Origin of the sequence: Sodalis sp. RH14 (assembly GCF_047324285.1) — a bacterium.
GTDB lineage: Bacteria > Pseudomonadota > Gammaproteobacteria > Enterobacterales > Enterobacteriaceae > Acerihabitans.
Genome location: NZ_CP178739.1, coordinates 3,227,909 through 3,247,752, shown reverse-complemented (window position 1 = coordinate 3,247,752; position 19,844 = coordinate 3,227,909). Strand labels below are relative to the sequence as shown.

General features: G+C 56.0%; 17 protein-coding genes. 8 read left to right on the top strand and 9 right to left on the bottom strand.

Features of this window, described 5'->3' with window-relative positions; genetic code table 11:
- Positions 1-813: a septum site-determining protein MinD gene (gene minD, locus ACL2XQ_RS14770; protein ID WP_331120874.1), complete on the bottom strand. Its 813-nt coding sequence runs from the start codon at positions 811-813 to the stop codon at positions 1-3.
- 21 nt (positions 814-834) lie between these two features.
- Complete coding sequence (gene minC / locus ACL2XQ_RS14765; protein ID WP_410015281.1) at positions 835-1,518, bottom strand: septum site-determining protein MinC; 684 nt, start codon at positions 1,516-1,518, stop codon at positions 835-837.
- Between the two features lie 135 nt (positions 1,519-1,653).
- Between minC and ACL2XQ_RS14760 the strand changes: the two genes are divergently transcribed.
- From ACL2XQ_RS14760 to ACL2XQ_RS14745, 4 genes are all read left to right on the top strand, one after another.
- Positions 1,654-1,926, top strand: coding sequence for a YcgL domain-containing protein (locus tag ACL2XQ_RS14760; RefSeq protein WP_410015280.1), 273 nt, complete (start codon positions 1,654-1,656; stop codon positions 1,924-1,926).
- A 118-nt stretch (positions 1,927-2,044) separates the two neighbouring features.
- Positions 2,045-3,121, top strand: a complete 1,077-nt coding sequence (locus ACL2XQ_RS14755; protein ID WP_413739372.1) for a lytic transglycosylase domain-containing protein — start codon at positions 2,045-2,047, stop codon at positions 3,119-3,121.
- 93 nt (positions 3,122-3,214) lie between these two features.
- Complete coding sequence (locus ACL2XQ_RS14750; protein ID WP_410015279.1) at positions 3,215-3,871, top strand: fumarylacetoacetate hydrolase family protein; 657 nt, start codon at positions 3,215-3,217, stop codon at positions 3,869-3,871.
- A 77-nt stretch (positions 3,872-3,948) separates the two neighbouring features.
- Positions 3,949-4,395 carry a YcgN family cysteine cluster protein gene (locus ACL2XQ_RS14745; RefSeq protein WP_410015278.1) on the top strand — a complete coding sequence of 149 codons (447 nt, stop codon included), beginning with the start codon at positions 3,949-3,951 and terminating at the stop codon, positions 4,393-4,395.
- A gap of 19 nt (positions 4,396-4,414) precedes the next feature.
- Here the strand turns inward: ACL2XQ_RS14745 and ACL2XQ_RS14740 are convergent, their stop codons facing one another.
- Positions 4,415-5,506, bottom strand: coding sequence for an acyltransferase family protein (locus ACL2XQ_RS14740; protein WP_410015277.1), 1,092 nt, complete (start codon positions 5,504-5,506; stop codon positions 4,415-4,417).
- A 302-nt stretch (positions 5,507-5,808) separates the two neighbouring features.
- Complete coding sequence (gene dsbB / locus ACL2XQ_RS14735; RefSeq protein ID WP_410015276.1) at positions 5,809-6,339, bottom strand: disulfide bond formation protein DsbB; 531 nt, start codon at positions 6,337-6,339, stop codon at positions 5,809-5,811.
- A gap of 385 nt (positions 6,340-6,724) precedes the next feature.
- Here dsbB and fadR point away from each other — a divergent pair, with 385 nt between their 5' ends.
- Positions 6,725-7,444: a fatty acid metabolism transcriptional regulator FadR gene (gene fadR, locus ACL2XQ_RS14730; RefSeq protein WP_413722768.1), complete on the top strand. Its 720-nt coding sequence runs from the start codon at positions 6,725-6,727 to the stop codon at positions 7,442-7,444.
- A gap of 149 nt (positions 7,445-7,593) precedes the next feature.
- On the opposite strand, the gene ACL2XQ_RS14725 is transcribed toward fadR, so the two are convergent.
- Positions 7,594-9,129, bottom strand: a complete 1,536-nt coding sequence (locus tag ACL2XQ_RS14725) for a SpoVR family protein (protein WP_410015274.1) — start codon at positions 9,127-9,129, stop codon at positions 7,594-7,596.
- 287 nt (positions 9,130-9,416) lie between these two features.
- Between ACL2XQ_RS14725 and ACL2XQ_RS14720 the strand changes: the two genes are divergently transcribed.
- Positions 9,417-10,703: a D-amino acid dehydrogenase gene (locus ACL2XQ_RS14720; RefSeq protein WP_413739371.1), complete on the top strand. Its 1,287-nt coding sequence runs from the start codon at positions 9,417-9,419 to the stop codon at positions 10,701-10,703.
- A gap of 31 nt (positions 10,704-10,734) precedes the next feature.
- Here ACL2XQ_RS14720 and ACL2XQ_RS14715 read toward each other — a convergent pair whose 3' ends face one another.
- Positions 10,735-11,931 carry a multidrug effflux MFS transporter gene (locus tag ACL2XQ_RS14715; RefSeq protein WP_413739370.1) on the bottom strand — a complete coding sequence of 399 codons (1,197 nt, stop codon included), beginning with the start codon at positions 11,929-11,931 and terminating at the stop codon, positions 10,735-10,737.
- 130 nt (positions 11,932-12,061) lie between these two features.
- On the opposite strand from ACL2XQ_RS14715, the gene ACL2XQ_RS14710 reads away from it, so the two are divergent.
- Positions 12,062-12,496, top strand: a complete 435-nt coding sequence (locus tag ACL2XQ_RS14710) for a MarR family winged helix-turn-helix transcriptional regulator (RefSeq protein ID WP_410016557.1) — start codon at positions 12,062-12,064, stop codon at positions 12,494-12,496.
- Positions 12,497-12,576: 80 nt separating this feature from the next.
- Here ACL2XQ_RS14710 and ACL2XQ_RS14705 read toward each other — a convergent pair whose 3' ends face one another.
- Positions 12,577-14,307 carry a potassium/proton antiporter gene (locus ACL2XQ_RS14705; protein ID WP_410015271.1) on the bottom strand — a complete coding sequence of 577 codons (1,731 nt, stop codon included), beginning with the start codon at positions 14,305-14,307 and terminating at the stop codon, positions 12,577-12,579.
- Between the two features lie 388 nt (positions 14,308-14,695).
- Here ACL2XQ_RS14705 and ACL2XQ_RS14700 point away from each other — a divergent pair, with 388 nt between their 5' ends.
- Positions 14,696-16,087 carry a diguanylate cyclase gene (locus ACL2XQ_RS14700; protein ID WP_413732846.1) on the top strand — a complete coding sequence of 464 codons (1,392 nt, stop codon included), beginning with the start codon at positions 14,696-14,698 and terminating at the stop codon, positions 16,085-16,087.
- Positions 16,088-16,191: 104 nt separating this feature from the next.
- Here the strand turns inward: ACL2XQ_RS14700 and ACL2XQ_RS14695 are convergent, their stop codons facing one another.
- Together ACL2XQ_RS14695 and ACL2XQ_RS14690 are read right to left on the bottom strand one after the other, a co-directional pair.
- Positions 16,192-17,466, bottom strand: a complete 1,275-nt coding sequence (locus ACL2XQ_RS14695) for a YeaH/YhbH family protein (protein ID WP_410015269.1) — start codon at positions 17,464-17,466, stop codon at positions 16,192-16,194.
- A gap of 125 nt (positions 17,467-17,591) precedes the next feature.
- Positions 17,592-19,526, bottom strand: coding sequence for a PrkA family serine protein kinase (locus ACL2XQ_RS14690; RefSeq protein WP_410015268.1), 1,935 nt, complete (start codon positions 19,524-19,526; stop codon positions 17,592-17,594).
- Between the last annotated feature and the right edge of the window lie 318 nt (positions 19,527-19,844).

Here is a 19,844-nt window from a genome sequence, read left to right as displayed (position 1 = left end):
TTATCCCCCAAACAGGCGTTTTAAGAAACCCTTCTTCTCTTCTTCAATGAAGCGGAAGGGACGTTCTTCTCCTAACAGGCGGTCAACCGTGTCTGAATAGGCTTGGCCGGCATCAGATTCAGCATCGAGTATTACCGGCTCACCCTGATTGGAGGCCCGTAATACGGACTGATCCTCGGGGATGACGCCCAGCAGGGGAATGCGCAGTATTTCAATCACATCTTCCATGCTCAGCATATCGCCACGGTTTACGCGACCGGGGTTATAGCGGGTCAGCAGCAGATGTTCCTTAATCGGGTCCTGGCCATTCTCAGCGCGCCGGGACTTTGACGACAGTATCCCCAGGATACGGTCCGAGTCGCGCACCGACGACACTTCCGGGTTGGTGGTGATAATGGCCTCATCGGCGAAATACAGCGCCATTAACGCGCCGGTTTCGATGCCGGCCGGCGAATCGCAGACCACAAAATCAAAATTCATTTCGCCGAGGTCGTTGAGGATCTTTTCCACGCCCTCGCGCGTCAGCGCATCTTTATCCCGGGTTTGCGACGCCGGCAGGATATACAGGTTATCGGTGCGCTTATCTTTGATCAGCGCCTGGTTCAGCGTGGCGTCGCCCTGGATGACATTAACAAAATCATACACCACGCGCCGCTCGCAGCCCATGATAAGGTCCAGGTTGCGTAAACCGATATCAAAATCGATCACCACGGTTTTTTTACCTTTCCGGGCCAATCCGGTAGCAATGGCCGCGCTTGATGTGGTTTTGCCAACGCCCCCTTTGCCCGAAGTAACAACTATAATGCGTGCCATAATGGATTCCTTGTCAAGGGCTTAATTTAAAGGTTGAATGGTAAGCGTATTATCTTGCAGGCTGAGACGGGCGGCTTTACCCGCGTATTCAGCCGGGATCTGATCGCTTAACCAATACTGACCGGCAATGGAAACAAGTTCCGGGGAGAGGTGGGTGCAGAAAATCTGGCACTGCGCATCTCCCGACGCACCCGCTAACGCCCTGCCTCGCATCATGCCATAAATATGGATATTGCCGTCGGCAATAAGTTCGGCGCCGGCGCTGACGCTGCTGGTGACGATCAAATCGCAATCGCGCGCATAAATCTGTTGACCGGAACGCACCGGGCTATCGATGCGCCGGGTCTTCAAGGCCGTCGCCGGTAGGGCAGGCGCCGCCTTTTCGGCGCGTTTGGGCGCCTTGCCCTCGTTCAACAGCGGCAAGCCGCTACGCACAATGGCTTTTTTCAGCCGGTCATCCTTGCATCCGCTGACGCCGACCACATGCAGGCCGGTGGACAGGATGGTCTGGCGCAACGCTTCCCAGTCGGTGTCCCGCGTCAGGGTGGAAACATTGATTACCACCGGCGCATCCTTCAAAAAAGCAGGTGCCTGTTCGATTTTTTCCTGTAATGCCTGACGAATATCCTCAGGTTGGGCGTCATGAACATGAATTACCGATAAGGTAAAACTACTGCCTTTTAACTCAATGGGCGTCTGTGACATCTATCCTGACTCAGTCTTGACTCATGTATTTTCCCGGTAAGCTACCGGTAAGCGATATTCCGAAGCACTGCATGCATGTTATAGTTACTGCTATATACAGGCAAGACACTAAACCATGTTAACCAGGTAAAAAATATGTTTTGTGTGATCTACAGAAGTACCAAACAAGATCAAACTTATCTTTATATCGAAAAAAAAGATGACTTTTCCCGGGTGCCGCCCGACCTCATGGCCCGATTCGGTAAACCGGTGCTATCAATGTTATTCCCGCTAAATGGTAGCAAAAAACTGGTCGCGGCGGATATAAATAAAGTCAAACAAAGCCTGGTCGATCAGGGTTTTTATCTGCAATTACCCCCGCCTGTTGAAAATTTACTGGCGCAGCATCATAACGCCCGCGCAAAATAACTGTTCATTGATCCACTATTTAATGGCGAATGCGCCATGATGGCATTATAACGTTCCTGTAATATCTCGGCTGCGCGGGTGGCCCCGCGTAAAAATATCGCGCTAAGGAAATAGCCTTATGAAATTATCCGCCATCCCTCTCCTGGTTAGCAGCCTTATGCTGGCCGGTTGCAGTCATCATCCCCAGGCCGCCAACGCCGGGCAGGCGGCCGTGGCGCCGCAGCCGGCGGCAAAGCCCGCGGCCGACGCCCAGGACGGCAAAACCCTGCTCTCGCAACAGAGCCGTGATCCGGCCGAGTTTCCCGCCTATCTGGCGCAGTTAAAAACCGAGGCGCTGGCCCAGGGCATTAATGCCGGCGTCGTGAACCAGGCTTTTGCGCAAACGCACTTTGTCGATCGGGTCATCAGCTCCGATCGGAACCAGCTGGAAAATAAAGTCACCCTGGATGAGTACCTGCAGCGCGTGCTGCCGGCCTGGAAGATAGAACAGGCGCGGACCCAATACCGGGACTACCAGCCGCAGCTGGCGACCATCAGCGCCCGTTACGGCGTGCCGGCGCGCTTTATCGTGGCGTTGTGGGGCATGGAAAGCGGCTTCGGCAAGATTCAGGGACGTGAGGATGTCGTCTCCGCCCTGTCTACCCTGGCGTTTGAGGGCCGGCGTGAAAAGTTCTTTAAAAGTGAATTGTTCGCCGCACTGCGTATCCTGGAGCAAAACGACATCGGCGTCGGTGAGCTGAAAGGCTCGTGGGCCGGCGCCATGGGGCAGAGCCAGTTTATGCCCAGTTCCTACCTGCGCTATGGCGCCGACGGCGACGGCGACGGCAAAATAGATATCTGGAATAATGTGATGGACGTGTTCGCCTCCACCGCCAATTATCTGGCCACGGAAGGATGGAAGCCGGGGCAGGGATGGGGGCAAGAGGTCCGCCTGCCGGCGGGGTTCCCGGCGCAGGCTGCCGGACTGAAGGACACGCAGGCGCAAACGGTGGACGCCTGGAGCGGGCAGGGCATACGCCTGGCCGACGGCAGTCCCCTGCCGGCTTCGGCGCAGCGCGCCTGGGTGATTATCCCGGACGACAATCAAAGCCGGGCGTTCCTGGTCTATGATAATTTCCGCACCCTGATGCGCTGGAACCGCTCTTATTATTTTGCCCTCAGTATCGGCACGCTGGCGGATGCCCTGGGTCAATAACGACCGCCGTGAAGGTTTGCGGCGACTGGGGTATGATAATAGCGGAAACTACTATGTAATCGACTCATCATTTACCGGCAGGAGACTGTGGACATGTATCAACATCGCGATTGGCAAGGCGCGTTACTGGATTTTCCGGTGAGTAAGGTGGTCTGCGTCGGTAGCAACTATTCCGACCATATCAAGGAGATGGGCAGCGCCACGCCCACCGAGCCGGTGCTGTTTATCAAACCCGAGACCGCCTTGTGCGATATCCACCAACCCATCGCCATTCCCGCCGATTGGGGGGAAGTGCACCATGAGGTGGAACTCGCGGTCCTGATCGGCATGCCGCTCAAGCACGCCGATGAGGCCCATGTGGCCCGCGCCATCGCCGGCTATGGTGTGGCGCTCGACCTGACGCTCAGGGAGCTGCAGGCCAAATTCAAGAAAGCCGGGCAACCCTGGGAAAAAGCCAAAGGCTTTGACGGTTCCTGCCCGATTTCCGGCTTTATCCCGGTGGCGGAGTTTGGCGATGCGCAGCAGGCTACGCTGACGCTTAAGGTGAATGACGACGTGCGCCAGCAGGGCAACACGCGGGATATGATCACGCCCATACTGCCGCTTATCGCCTATATGAGCCGTTTTTTTACCCTGCGCCCCGGCGATATTATCCTGACCGGCACGCCGCAGGGCGTGGCAAAGCTGCAGTCCGGCGACCGGCTTACCGTGACGCTTAACGAGCTGGCCCTGGAAACCCGGGTTATCTGAATCTGATTTCATCGCCGCCTTGCGTCACGGCAAGCCGGCATCTAAAATAGCTGCCCGTCGTTTAACCGGATACCATTATGACAAGCCGCCCCTTTTGGCAAGAAAAAACCCTGGCCGAGATGACCGACGATGAATGGGAATCGTTATGCGACGGTTGCGGCCGGTGCTGCCTGCATAAGCTGATTGACGATGACACCGAGGAAGTCTATTTCACCAACGTGGCCTGCAACCAGCTGAATATCAAGACCTGCCAGTGCCGTCATTACGACACGCGCTTTGAATATGAACCGGATTGCATCAAGCTGACGCGCGAAAATCTCCTCACCTTTGACTGGCTGCCGCCCACCTGCGCCTATCGGCTGCAGGAGGAAGGCAAGCCCCTGCCGCAGTGGCATCCGCTGATCACCGGCTCCAAGGCCGCCATGCACGGCGAACGCATTTCGGTGCGTTATATCGCGGTGCGGGAAAGCGAGGTTACCGACTGGCAGGACCATATCCTGAACAAACCGGCCTGGGCGCGTTAAGCTGCCGCCCGGCGCGGGCTTAGCCCAGGGCCTTTTCCGCGCGCATCAGCGACGGGTATTGGAACAGTACGCGTCCGACGCCGCGGTTAAGCGCCCACCAGATGCCGATCGCGCCCGCGGTGCATAACGCGGTTGCCGCCAGCGGATACGCCGCCAGCCAAAACAGCGAGAACAGGCGATGGTCAAACGCGTGGTAACGCGCCAGCGCGCCCAGCATGGGTACGGCCAGCAGCTCGGTCAGCAGTTTATGCAGCACATAGATCTGCAGCGTATTTTTGCCTATCCAGTTAAGCATCCGCAACGCTTCGTTATGCCATGACCAGTTACGGTTCACCCACTGGCAGCACAGTATGGCGATACACACCGCCAGCGCGCTGGTAAACAGGCTCTTATCCATGGCAAGCACCGCGTGAATCAGCGCCAAGACGGCAAGGGATGCCAACAGTATCCGCCGCGAGCGGCTCTCGGCCAGCAGGGCGACGATGCGTGCGCCCAGGAAACAGCCGGTAAAAAAGAAAATCCCGTTTTGCGCCACGCTTGCCGGCCCCCACCACGGCACCATCCCCAGGACGCAGGCGTAATTCAGCAGCGCGCCCAGGATAAGCAGCGCCAGCCAGTGACGTCGCCACAGTTTGCAGACGACAAAATACATGGCCAGGGCGTACAGATACCAGGGGCTGGACATCGCGGTCGCCACATACAGCAGAAATTGGCCGGTGGAGGCCGCGTAGGCGGCGTTATGCGCCATCAGCCGCCAGTCGTCAAACGCCAGCTCGCGGTTGATGAAACTCACGCATAACCACTGTACGGCGCACCATAGCAGGTAAAGATAAAAGAGATTGACCGCTTTCTTGGTCGCCACCTCATGCCAGGAGCGGTTGATCACGCTGTCAGCGGCCAGCAGGCCGGAAATAAAGAAAAACGCCGGCATGCGCAGCGGCACCAGATAATGGTTAACCGCCACCCAGGCGCGGGTGAGAAATAGGTGCGCGTCAATCAGCGCGAGCGAGGGAATATAGCTGGTGGTAATGACATGATTTAATACCACCAGCAGGATGCAGATCCCCTTAAGGGAATTAATCCACTGAATTTTTTTGGCTGTATCGGGCATGAGCGACTCCCCGCGGGGCGATGTGGGCGAACCTGGAGGGAGAGTAGCGGGCGAGGGGGTCGGACACGAGTGAAATCGCTGTGTTTTTGTACGATTTCACTTTTACTTATTTCGTTCCCCCTCTCAGGTTTACGTAACAACAGCCATCGCCGGCATGGCGCAGCTCATAAAACACCGCCGCACGTCCCTGCGCGCCATCGGGCGATGCTCAGGGCGTCTTTGTCATGGCGCCCTCTACGTGATTATTGAGGCCTCTTCACCGTTTTGCCTGAAGAGCTGAAGGCACGGCGGTCGATTTCCGGTTAACGGTTAAACAGGTCGCGTTTTTTGGGGCGAAACGGCTGGGCGATCAGGACCAGCACGCCGACCAGGAGATAAGCGCCAAAAATCACGATCATCCACTGCGGCATCTCCAGGGACATAAAATGCCATTGTCTGACCGCGCAATCACCGGTGGCGCTGAATACGGACGGCAGCCATTTATCCAAGGGCAGCCAGGAGGGGAAGCTGACAAAAAAATCACAGGTGACAAACGGCGAGGGATTAAGCTGGATATCCGTATGCTTCATCGCCAGCATCAGGCCTTCCCAGGCGCTGTAGAGCCAAATAATTAGCGCACCGTAGCGCAGGGGCGTCGACGGCGCGACGGCGCCGACGATGCCGGCACCCATAATGCCGAACAGCGCGCAGCGCTGGTAAATGCACAGTACACAGGGTTTTAATAACATGACATGCTGGAAATAAAGCGCCACCAGCTCCAGGGCGAAGGCGGTAAGCGCCAGCAATACCCAGGCACCACGCCCTCTTGAGCAGCGGTTAAAGAATTGCAACATACATTATTATCCAGGCCGGTTGGTTGCTTTTAAACAGGCAGTTTAAATCAATTAAAGCCAGAAGCCAGCCTCTTTTTTAGGAATATGCCACTTGATATCATACTTGTTTCCCTTTTATTCAATCTGATGGTGTTCTGCTTTTTCCGCTGCTATTTTGTCGTGCCGCCTGCGCGGGAATCGCCGCAGCGGAATCATGCCGAATAAGGCCGTTATGCGCAGTGGGAGGAAAACCCCGCCGGTAATGCGGCGGACATGACATTTTATTGCCGGATATGGCAGGGTTTTGCTGTTACTATCCCTTAACGCTGTATATCGGGTTCACGCGTTCTGATATCATTAGGCCGTTTTTAGCTCACATACGCATGCTGCTACGGAACATAACATTATGGTCATTAAGGCGCAGAGTCCTGCCGGTTTTGCGGAGGAGTATCTGATTGAGAGTATTTGGAACAATCATTTCCCGCCAGGTTCAATCCTGCCCGCGGAGCGCGAACTGTCCGATGTGATAGGCGTTACGCGCACCACCCTGCGGGAAGTGCTGCAGCGGCTGGCGCGTGACGGCTGGCTGACAATCCAGCACGGCAAGCCCACCCGGGTGAATAATGTCTGGGAAACCTCCGGGTTGAATATCCTGGAAACCCTGGCCCGCCTGGACCATGACAGCGTGCCGCAGCTGATTGATAATTTATTGTCGGTGCGCACCAATATCGCCTCGATCTTTATCCGCATGGCGATACGCTTTTATCCGGATAAGGCGCAGAACGTGCTGGCCCAGGCGAAAGACCTGGAGGATCAGGCGGATGCCTTCACCGAAATGGATTACCGTATTTTCCACGAGCTGGCCTATGCGTCGGGCAATCCTATATATGGCCTGATCCTGAACGGCCTGAAAGGCATGTACCTGCGGGTGGGACGTTATTATTTCTCCAATCCCCAGGCCCGCGAGCTGGCGCGTAACTTTTACACGCATCTGGCGGCGCTGTGCCGCGACGGCCTGTACGATCAGGTTATCGATCTGGTCCGCCACTACGGTAATGAAAGCGGCGTCATCTGGAGCAGCATGCAGTCCGCCATTCCGCGCGATATCGCCGAATTCAGGCGTTAACCTCAACGCCTGACAGGCCCGCAGAACCGTTTCCGGCCGGCGCGCACACGTCGGTATGCGTTTGGAATGTTATGGGAAAAGAATACAGACGATAAAGCGTAGCCGCGCTATTGGAAACGCGGCGCCTCTACAAGACGGCGCCCATGCCATCACAGCGGTATAGACCGCGGCGGACAGCGTTCAATCAACTCAATATTGCCATCGTCATTGACCTGTTCCATATAGACATCAAAACTCCACAGCCGATGAATATGCTTCATCACTTCGCGCCGGCTTTTAGCCAGCGGCGCGCGGTTTTGCGGCGTATAGCGCAGTGTCAACGAGCGGTCGCCGCGCAGATCGACATTCCAAATCTGGATATCCGGCTCCAGGTTGCTCAGGTTATATTGCGATGAAAGCTCCTGGCGTATGGCCCGGTAGCCCTCCTCGTTATGAATGGCGGCAATTTCCAGATAATTATTGTGGTCGTCATCCAATACCGTAAACAAACGGAAATCGCGCATGATTTTCGGCGACAGGAACTGGCTGATAAAACTCTCATCCTTGAAATTATGCATGGCGAAATGCAAGGTCTCCAGCCAGTCGCTGCCGGCGATATCCGGGAACCAGTGCTTATCTTCGTCCGTCGGCGACTGGCAGATGCGTTTGATATCCTGGAACATGGCGAACCCTAACGCATAAGGGTTGATGCCGCTGTAATACGGACTGTTATAGGGCGGCTGGTAGACGACGTTGGTGTGGCTGTGCAGAAACTCCAGCATAAAACGATCGGTGACTTTTTTCTCATCATAGAGATGGTTAAGAATGGTGTAGTGCCAGAAGGTGGCCCAGCCTTCGTTCATTACCTGGGTTTGTTTCTGCGGATAAAAATATTGGCTGACCTTGCGCACGATGCGCAGGATCTCACGCTGCCAGGGCTCGAGCAGCGGGGCGTTTTTCTCCATAAAGTACAGCAGGTTTTCCTGCGGCTCATGGGGATAGCGGCTGGCCTGGGCCGGCAACTCTTCTTTTTCGCGCCGGGGCAGGGTGCGCCACAGTTCGTTAACCTGGCTTTGCAAATATTCCTCGCGGCTCTTTTGCCGCGATTTTTCTTCCTGCAGCGAGATTTTCTGCGGACGTTTATAACGATCGACGCCGTGGTTCATCAGCGCATGGCAGGAATCGAGCAGTTGCTCCACCTGCTCGACGCCGTAGCGTTCCTCGCATTTGGTAATATAGCCGCGGGCGAAGATGAGATAATCGACGATGGAGCTGGCATCGGTCCAACTGCGGAATAAATAGTTATTTTTGAAAAAAGAATTATGGCCGTAACACGCATGCGCCATGACCAGCGCCTGCATGGTCATGGTGTTTTCTTCCATCAAATAGGCAATACAAGGGTTGGAGTTAATGACAATTTCATACGCCAACCCTTGCTGGCCCTGCTTGTAACGTTGTTCAGTCTCGATAAATTTTTTGCCGAACGACCAATGGGTATAATTAATCGGCATGCCGACGCTGGAATAGGCGTCCATCATTTGCTCGGAGGTGATCACTTCTATCTGGTGGGGGTAGGTGTCCAGCCGATAAAGCTTCGCCACCCGGTCGATCTCGTCCAGATAATCCTGCAGCAGCTCAAATGTCCAGTCGGGTCCATCGCTAAGACAAGTGGTATCCTTAAAACTTTCGTCAAGAGAAATCGTCATCAGCGCACCTCATCGTTACAGACAGCACTTCATCATGCTGGCTTATAATTAATCCTAGTGCAAGATGAAAATGACGCAGGCGCCGCGCCAAATTTAATCCCGGCGCGATTATCCCCGGTTAATGGCGTATTGCCCTTGAAATAACCCCACGGCTGAGTATTTTAGGATGGGCTAACAGCAATGTCGCGGCTTGCGCCGGCCAAGGAAACGCTGGCCGGTTAACCGTTTTTTCTCCCCTACTACATTATTATTGTGCTGCGCAATGGGCGCCATAGGATTGGATAATCATGCGGGTCATCATTCTGGGTAGTGGCGTTATCGGCGTGGCAAGCGCGTGGTATCTTGCCCGGGCGGGGCATGAAGTGCGGGTGCTTGACCGGCAGCCCGGACCGGCGCAGGAAACCAGCGCCGGCAACGCCGGACAGATTTCCCCCGGTTATGCCGCGCCATGGGCCGCGCCGGGCGTACCGTTAAAGGCTATAAAATGGATGTTTCAGCGCCATGCGCCGCTGGCTATCCGGCTGAAAGCCAGCGATCACCAGTTGCGCTGGATGTGGCAAATGCTGCGTAACTGCGACAGCCACCATTATTATATTAATAAAAGCCGCATGGTGCGCCTGGCGGAATACAGCCGTGATTGCCTCAAGGCGCTGCGCGACGAAACCGGTATCGCCTATGAAGGCCGCCAGGGCGGCACGCTGCAGCTGTTTCGCACCGACCAGCAGTATGCCGCCGCCGCCAGGGATATCGCCGTGCTGCGCGATGAAGGCGTCCCTTTCGCCCTGCTGGAAGCCCATCAGCTGGCCGGCGTCGAACCGGCGCTGGCGGGCGTGGCCCATAAGCTTAGCGGCGGGCTGCGGCTGCCTAACGATGAAACCGGCGATTGCCAGCTGTTTACCCAGCGTCTGGCCGCCATGGCCGCCGCGCAGGGCGTTGAATTTCAGTATAATTGCTCTATTACCGGCCTGATGCGCACCGGCAACCTGGTGGCCGGGGTCGTCTGCGACGGCGAGCTGCTGCAGGCCGATGCGTATGTGATGGCGCTGGGTTCGTATTCCACCGCCATGCTGCGCGATCTGATCGACATACCCGTCTATCCGCTGAAGGGCTATTCGCTGACCATCCCCCTGGCCGATGAACAGGGCGCGCCGGTATCCACGGTCCTGGATGAAACCTATAAAATAGCCGTCACCCGCTTTGATCGGCGTATCCGGGTGGGCGGCATGGCGGAAATCGTCGGTTTCAACACCGGCCTGGAAAAAGCCCGGCGCGACACGCTGGAAATGGTGGTGCGCGATCTTTTTCCGTTCGGCGGCCATATCGAACAGGCCACATTCTGGACCGGACTGCGCCCGATGACGCCGGACGGCACGCCCATCGTCGGGGCCACGCCGGTGAAAAACCTGTATCTCAACACCGGACACGGCACGCTCGGCTGGACCATGGCCTGCGGGTCGGGGCGGCTGCTGGCGGATATCATGAGCGGCGCGCGGCCGGAGATTCCCTATGACGATTTATCGGTCGCCCGCTATGACGGCAATTTCAGGGCGGGCGTGGAGCCGAAAATGGCCTGACGAGCGCGCGGCGGGGCCGCCGCCGCCGGTGCTATCGCGGCAATGACGTCAGCCTCCCCGACAAGCGCCGGGTATGCAGGCGGGCGAGGCCGGCAAATACCGCGCCCAATAACATCACCAACGACAGCGACAGGCGCGGCGGCAGCGGCAGGGCGATAAACGCCAGGCTGATGGCGGCCGCGCCCGCCATCTGGACAAAGCCGTTCAGCGCGGCCGCCACGCCCGCCTGGTCGGGATACGGCTCCAGCGCGTAGCTGGCGGCGGGGCCCAACAGAAAGGCCAGTCCGGAACAGGCTATCGCCACCGGCAGCATATAGCTCAGCCAGTGGGTTTGCCATATCAGCGGCGTCCAGGCGACGCTGGTCAGCAACGTCAGGCTGCCCAGACCCATCAGCAGGGTACCGATGGCCAGGCAGGCGGGGCGGCCCGCTTTGCGGATCACCCGGTTGGCGATGACGCTGACCAGCATAATCCAGCCCCCATTGGCGCCGAAGGCCAGCGAAAACTGCAGCGGCGTCAAGTGGGCCACCCCCATCAGCACCTGGGATGAAAGCGACACATAGGTCAGCGCCATCGCCATGGCGCCGGTATTGACCAGGGAAAACACCCGAAACCGCCGCTGACCGAGGATCGCCAGATAGGCGTTCACCGGCAGGCCCAGGCGGCGCAGGGTATTGCCCGGGCGCGTTTCCGGCAATCCCCGGGCAATCAACGCCAGCACCACCAGGGCATAAGCAGTCAGCGCCCAGAAGGGCGCGCGCCAGCCGAACCACTCGGCCAGCAGCCCGCCGGCCAGCGGGGCCAGCGCCGGCACGATATTCAGCGTGCCGTTCAGGAAGCTGAAGGCGCGGGCCGCGTCGTCGCCGTTGAGCCGGTCGCGCACGCAGCTGAACAAGGCGACGGTGGTACAGCATACCGCCAGGCCCTGCAACACCCGCGAGCACAGGAACACCGCGGGCAGTTGGGCCAGGGCCGCCATGGCGGCCCCCAGGCCGTACAGCGCCACGCCCGCCAGCGCCATGGGCCGGCGGCCGAAATAATCCACCAGGGGGCCGGTAAGCAGCTGACCGACGCCCATGACCAGGATAAACAGCGGGATAGTGGACTGGATCAGGGACTCCGGAGTACCCAGTCCTTTGGCGATGCCCGGGATCACGGGCAAATAGAGATCGATACCCAGCGGACCCAGCAATACTAATGACAGCAACAGCAGCAGAAATTTTCGCATCTATAAGCACATATTAAGAACGAGCTTAAGAATAGGGGCAGCCGGCGGGCAAGGAAAGAGGAAAAATGGTCATCCAGGCTAATATATGATAATTTTTGTCACATTGTTTCTGATGTTGTTACCCGCCTTTATGAAAACGGAATATAAAAGTTTTTCCAAATTGTTGCATTTGACTTCCAGGGCATTGCGCATGGCGATTGACCGGCGTTTGAAATATCTCGGGCTCAGCCAGGCCAGCTGGGTGGCGGTGGCGGCGATAGCCGGCGCGCAGTCGCCGCTGTCGCAAAGCGAACTGGCGCTGATCCTCGGCGTCGAAGGCGCCACTATCGTCTCCATGATAGACCGCCTGGTGAAGCTGGATTTGGTTCAGCGCATTCCCACCGCCCAGGACCGGCGCAAGAAATTGCTGGTGGTCACCGCCGAAGGCAAGGCATTGTACGAAAAAGTGCGCATGGAAGCCGATGCCATCGGTAAGGAGATCTTGGAAAACGTGACCGAACAGGATATCCAGGTTGCCATGCAGGTGCTGACCAAAATCTACGCCGCCACCGAATCCCTGGATTGACGCCCCCGTCCGCCGTGCCGACGGCGCTGGCACCGGCCCATCCGGGCAGATGGCGACGTTTTTGCGTTGCCGCGGCGCCGTTAAACCTGCTCTTCGGCGATTTTAATACCGATTTTACTCACTTTCTGATCGTCTTTTTCGGCGATGGTCCACACCAATCCTTCCGAGACGACGTTATCGCCCACCACCGGTTCGCCGCCGCCCAATAATTGCATCACAAAGGCGCCCAGCGTCAGCTCATGTTCCACTTTCTCATGCAGATCGAGGCCATAGATGGCCGCCACGTCTTCCAGCCTGGCATTGGCCTCGAGAATAAAATCGCCGAAAAAACGCTGATCCAACGCCACCGGCGGCGACTGGCTGAACAGCCTGCCCAGCGCCGGCAAATCCCGTTCCCGGCCGATAACGCACAGTACATCGCCCTCTTTCAACCGGGTGTTGCCGGTGGGGTGCAACATCACGTTATCGCGAAACAACGCGGCGATACGGGTGTGCTTGGGCATTTTCATATCGCGCAGCGCGGCGCCGACACACCAGTTATCCTCATTAAGCTGGTAAATAAACTGTTCCCAGGGATTTTCGGGATGGATATCCATGCCCACCCGGTTGATAGGCTTGGCGGTGGGCGGCACCACCACCTTAGCCAGCCTGGCGGCAAAACCCAGCGACGTTCCCTGCAGCAAAAGTGAAATCAATACGATAAAAAACGCGACGTTAAAATACAGGCGCGCGTGGTCCAGGCCGGCCATCATCGGGAATACCGCCAGGATGATCGGTACGGCGCCGCGCAGGCCCACCCAGGAGAGAAATACCCGCTCCCGGGCGGTAAAGTTGCGAAAGGGCAGCAACCCGACCCAAATGGATAACGGACGGGCGACCAGCATCAGCCAGAGCGACAAGATCAGCGCCGGCACCGCAATCATCCACAAATCGCTGGGCGTCACCAACAACCCCAGCACCAAAAACATGCCGATCTGGCTTAACCAGGCCATGCCGTCGAAGGTTTGCAAAATACCGTGTCGGTTGCGGATCGGCCGGTTGCCCAATAAAAAGCCGCAGAGATAGACCGCCAGAATGCCGCTGCCTTCCAACGCCGTGGTCAGGGAGAAAATCATGATGCCGCCGCTTACCGCCAGCAGCGGATACAGTCCCGGGGCCAGGGAAATTCGGTTAATGGTTTGCAGCAGCAGCCAGCCGCCGCCCAGGCCGAACAACATCCCCAGGCCGAACTGCTGGATCAAATGCACCAGGAACATCCAGCTTAAATGAGATTCATGTCCCTGGATCATCGAGATAAGCGTAATGGTCAAAAACACCGCCATGGGATCATTGCTGCCGGACTCAATTTCAAGCGTGGCGTTGACGCGCTCGTTCAGGCCTTTGTCGCCCAGCAGCGAGAATACCGCGGCGGCGTCGGTGGAACCGACGATGGCGCCGAGCAACAACCCTTCTATCAGGTTGAGGTGAAATAGCCAGGCCGCCACCATGCCGGTCAGTCCGGCGGTAATCAGTACGCCCACAGTCGCCAGCGACAGCGCGGGCCACAGCGCCACGCGAAACGAGGTGGCGCGGGTGCGCATGCCGCCGTCGAGTAATATCACCGCCAGCGCCAGGTTGCTGATGAGGTAGGCGACCGGATAATTATCGAAACCGATGCCGCCGATACCGTCCACCCCGGCCAACATGCCGATGGCCAGGAAAATAACCAGGATTGGAATACCCAAACGGGAAGAGAGGGAACTCAGCAGGATGCTGCCGCCCACTAAAATAGAGCCAATAATAAATAAACTGATGATGGTGCTGCTGTCCAACCTAACTCTCCTTTATTGTTTTCGCCGGCTCCCGCTCATCCTGAACGGAAATATGAGGCTACTGTTCCAGACAATATTGCCGGGCGGTGATGGGTGCCGCTGTTTATGCATGGAGGGGGCTTTCAAACTACCTCCTTTCACGCCAACCACAAAGCCGTTTTTTGCCAAAAGGCTGTTTTTAGGCATTTCACGTCCAATACGCGGGATAATGGCTAAAAATCGACGCAAAGGGTTTTATGCCATGGCCGTGCCGGGATAATCATCGACATCGGCCGGCGGCTGGACAAGGGGGTCTGAATGGAGCGCCCATGCTATGGCGCATGCCTGGGTTTTTCATTCATGTTACTATAAATTACCGCTGATAATGAATTACTGAATAAAAATTCCGATGAAATTTGACGGGCAATATTACGACATGCTGATCGTGAAGGAATGGCAGGATTTGATTGCCATCACCAGCGAGGCCGCACATAAGCTATTAATTTCATTGAAAAATGAAGATATTGATTTATTGGTGGACGATTTTTATGATTATATGCTGGGGGATGATAGCGCCCGGCTATTTCTTTCCAGCCAGCAGGTCAAGGATCGTCTGCATGCCACGCTGGTTCAATGGCTAAAGGCGGTATTGAGCAGTTCCGCCGCCGATCTGCCGGCATTGATCAGCGTCCAGCGTAAGGTCGGCGACGTGCATGCCCGCATCGGCATCCCCATTGATCTGGTGGCGCGCGGCGCCCGACGTGCCAAAAGATCCCTTTATATCCTTCTGCGGCGCGATATTACCGATTTGGCCTTATGTTACGACGCCATGCGCTTTTCATCCCTGGCTATGGATATGGCTATCGAAGTCATGACCACGGCGTATTCCCGGTCCCATGAAAATACCACCAAGGACAAGGAGAATTTCCGCTTATTCTCCATTCTCGACAACGTCCATGTGGAACGGGAGCGCCAGCTTGCGGCGTTGCTGAACTGGGAAAACCAGTTTATCTACAACATCGCCACCGGTCTTCCCCTGGCGGAGATCGTGCCGCTGGCAGACGCGGAATTCGGGCTGTGGTTTCAGCACAAAGGACGGCACGTGTTTGAATCCGTTGACGAAGTCGCCGCCATCGAGGGATTGTTGGCCGGCGCCGACGCGTTTATTGCCTCCTACAGCGCCGATCGGGTGGCGGTAGCGGAACTGCGTCACACCCTGCTTCGCACCGTGCGTAACCAGGTAAAGCAGATCAGCACGCTGCTGGCGACGCTGTTCGACGAGCTGGCGAAATTTGAAAATGGCAAAGATCCCCTGACCAATCTGCTGAACCGGCGCTTTATTCCCACCATACTGCGCCGGGAAATCGCCCTGGCGATGCGCTCCGGCACGCCGTTTGTCATCGCCATACTGGATGTCGACTATTTCAAAAGCATTAACGACAGCTTTGGTCATGATGCCGGGGATGCGGCGCTGAAAAAAATTGCCGTGACCCTCTATGAGAGCGTACGCAGCAGCGATTATGTTTTTCGTTACGGCGGGGAGGAATTTATGCTGCTGTTTGTGGAAACGTCCGAAAGCCAGGCGGTTTCCATACTGAACACCATTCGCAACCGCATCGCGGAGCGGCCGGTCCAGCCGGCGGACGGCGGCAATATCACCCTGACGGTGAGCGTCGGCCTTTGCATATTCGACGGCCATCCGGATTATGAGCGCTTAATTAAAAAAGCCGACAACGCGTTATATCTGGCGAAACAAAACGGCCGGGATCGCATCGAAATCTACCGCGAAGGGCATCACTGAGGCGGGAGCTACGCCTGGCAACGGGCGTTGTGGCAACGGGGCGGGGCAAAACCTAAATCAGCCAGAATAAAACCGCAGTCTGGCTGATTTACCTACAGTTGCGTTTATCTTTCGTTAACCTGTTTATGGAACAATTCCCTGAATACCGGATAGATATCTTCCTGATCGCGGATATGCTGCATGGCAAAATTGTCATATTTGGCCTGCAGATCTTCATATTCCCGCCACAGGGTTTGATGCGCCCGGCGGGTGATCTCGATATAGCTATAATACCGCACCATCGGCAATAGCTTGCCGGCCAGCAGTTCGTGGCACAGCGGCGAATCGTCCGCCCAGTTATCGCCGTCGGAGGCCTGCGCGGCGTAGATATTCCACTGCGCGGGGTCATAACGTTCCTTCACCACCTCTTCCATCAGCTTCAGCGCGCTGGAGACAATGGTGCCGCCGGTTTCCTGGGAGTAGAAAAACTCATGCTCATCCACTTCCTTGGCCTGGGTGTGATGACGGATGTAGACCACGTCGACGTTTTTATAGGTCCGGCTGAGAAACAGATACAGCAGGATATAAAACCGCTTCGCCATATCCTTGGTGGCCTGATCCATCGAACCCGACACATCCATCAGACAGAACATGACCGCCTGGCTTGACGGTTCGGCGCGCCTTTCGAAATTTTTATAACGCAAATCAAAAGTATCGATAAACGGTACCCGGGCGATTTTCTGCCGCAGCTCCGCTATCTCCTTATGGATCCGCTCCTCCTCCAGCAATTGGGCCGGCTCGCTGTTGGCGAGCATGGCCAGCTCCTCCTCGAGCTCCCGGATGCTGCGGCGTTTGCCGGCGGTCATGGCGGTGCGCCGCACTAAGGAGTTTTGCAGCGAACGCACCACGCTGATATTGGCCGGCACGCCGGTGGACGTATAGCCGGAACGGTGCGTCTTGTACTCATTCAGCTGCTTATGCTGGTTTTTTTGCAGATTGGGCAGCGCCAGGTCCTCAAACAGCAGGTCGAGGTATTCGTCTTTCGAGATTTGAAAGACGAATTCATCCTCGCCTTCGCCGTCCTGGCTGGCATTGCCCTGGCCGCTGCCGCCGCCCCCGCCCGCGGGCGGACGCTCAATGCGGTCGTTCTGGATAAAGTGATCGTTGCCGGGATGCACCCGATGGCGCATGCCCCCACGTCCCTGATGGAAAATAGGCTCATTGATATCAGTATTGGGAATCGACACCGATTCCCCGCTTTCTATATCGGTAACCGAACGCTTGTTGATGGCCCCGGCAATCGACTGTTTGATTTGCGACTTATAGCGGCGTAAAAAGCGCTGGCGGTTCACCATGCTTTTGTTCTTGCCGTTAAGTCGTCGGTCAATAAAGTAGGCCATATATTTCCTCCGGGCGACATTGTCCACCAGCTTTACTTATGCCGAAATCCTCGACAATAAGCCACTACGGCCAGCCACGCCGCAGCACAAATGCGGCGGCGTGACGACAATGTCGGCTACTGCGATCAAGACGATTTCCTCACCCGCAGATACCATTCACATAACAGGCGCACCTGTTTGCGGGTATAACCCTTTTCCATCATGCGATCCACAAAGTCGTCATGTTTTTTCTGCTCATCGGTAGATGTTTTCGCATTAAATGAAATAACAGGCAACAACTCTTCGGTGTTGGAGAACATTTTTTTCTCAATAACGGTGCGCAATTTTTCATAACTGGTCCAGTTAGGATTACGTCCGTTATTGTTGGCGCGGGCCCGCAGCACGAAGTTGACGATTTCGTTACGGAAATCTTTCGGGTTGCTGATGCCCGCCGGTTTTTCAATTTTTTCCAATTCCGCATTCAGTGCTTCCCGATCGAATAACTGTCCGGTATCAGGATCGCGGTATTCCTGGTCCTGGATCCAGAAATCGGCATAGGACACGTACCGGTCAAATATATTTTGACCATATTCGGAATAGGATTCGAGATAAGCGGTTTGAATCTCCTTACCGATAAACTCGGCATATTTAGGAATCAAATAACCCTTGAGATGTTCGAGATATTTTTCGGCAATATCCTGCGGAAACTGCTCGCGTTCAATTTGCTGTTCCAGGATATAAAATAAGTGTACCGGGTTAGCCGCTACCTCGCCGTGATCAAAGTTGAATACCCGCGACAAGATTTTAAAGGCGAAGCGGGTGGATAAGCCGTTCATGCCTTCGTCGACCCCCGCGTAATCACGGTATTCCTGATAGGATTTTGCCTTCGGGTCGGTATCTTTCAGGCTCTCGCCGTCATAGATGCGCATTTTGGAGTAGATACTGGAGTTTTCCGGTTCTTTCAGCCGTGAAAGAATGGAGAAACGGGCCAGCGTTTCCAGCGTGCCCGGCGCGCAGGGCGACTCCGACAGCTCACTATTGACCAACAGTTTTTCGTAGATCTTGATTTCCTGCGAAACCCGCAGGCAATAAGGCACTTTGACGATGTAGACACGGTCAAGGAACGCCTCGTTGTTTTTATTGTTGCGGAACTGCACCCATTCCGATTCGTTGGAGTGGGCGAGAATGATGCCGTTGAACGGCAGCGCGGCGATACCTTCGGTACCGTTATAGTTCCCTTCCTGGGTGGCGGTCAGCAGGGGATGCAGCACCTTGATCGGCGCCTTGAACATTTCGACGAATTCCATGATGCCCTGGTTGGAGCGGCAAAGGGCGCCGGAATAGCCATAGGCGTCGGGATCGTTCTGGGCGTGGTCCTCCAGTTTGCGGATATCGACTTTACCGACCAGGGCGGAGATGTCCTGGTTGTTCTCATCGCCCGGCTCGGTCTTGGCGATGGCTATCTGCTCTAGAATGGACGGCCAGACCTTGACCACTTTAAAACGGGTGATATCACCGCCGAACTCGTGCAGGCGTTTGGCCGCCCACGGCGACATGATGGTGCCGAGATAGCGGCGCGGCACGCTATACTCTTTTTCGAGGATGTTGGCGTCTTCCTGCGGGTTGAACAGGCATAACGGATGATCGTTGACCGGGCTGCGCTCGCCGTTGGCGCTCAGGATGTAGATGGGCACCCGCTGCATCAGCGCCTTGAGACGCTCGGCCAGGGAAGATTTACCGCCGCCAACCGGTCCGAGCAGGTACAGGATCTGTTTCTTTTCTTCCAGTCCCTGGGCCGCGTGCCTGAGATATGACACGATTTGCTCAATAGCCTCTTCCATGCCGTAAAATTCTTCAAAGGCGGGGTAGCGTGCTATAACGCGGTTGGAAAACAGTCGGGAAAGCGGTGGCTCCTGGGCGGTGTCGACCATGACCGGCTCACCGATGGCCATTAACAGTCTTTCCGCCGCGTTGGCGAATGCGCTGCGATCCTGGCGGCAGATGGTAAGGAATTCCTGCAGTGTGAACTCTTCGTCCTTGGCAGCTTCGTAGCGCTGACGATACTGGTCAAATATGTTCATAGCGATGCCCGTCCTTCGTTATTAGCACAGGTTAAAAAGGAGCTAGGATAAGTATTTAGTGCTCCTGAAAAAATCGATCTCTCCTAAGTACAGCAACCACTATGCCAACTTTGTTTGCACTTTATTGTTACCGCTCTCAGGAAAAACCTTTCTCTATAATAAAGTTTAGTTGGCATCTGGCAAATGTCATTTATGTGTTACCGCTTTTTTTAAGATATATCAATGACTCAGTTAACGTTTTTTTACCAAAGCCCTGTGTGGCGCGGCCTGTAGGGCTGTGGACCGATTTTGGCATAGTGTATATAAAATTAGGATATA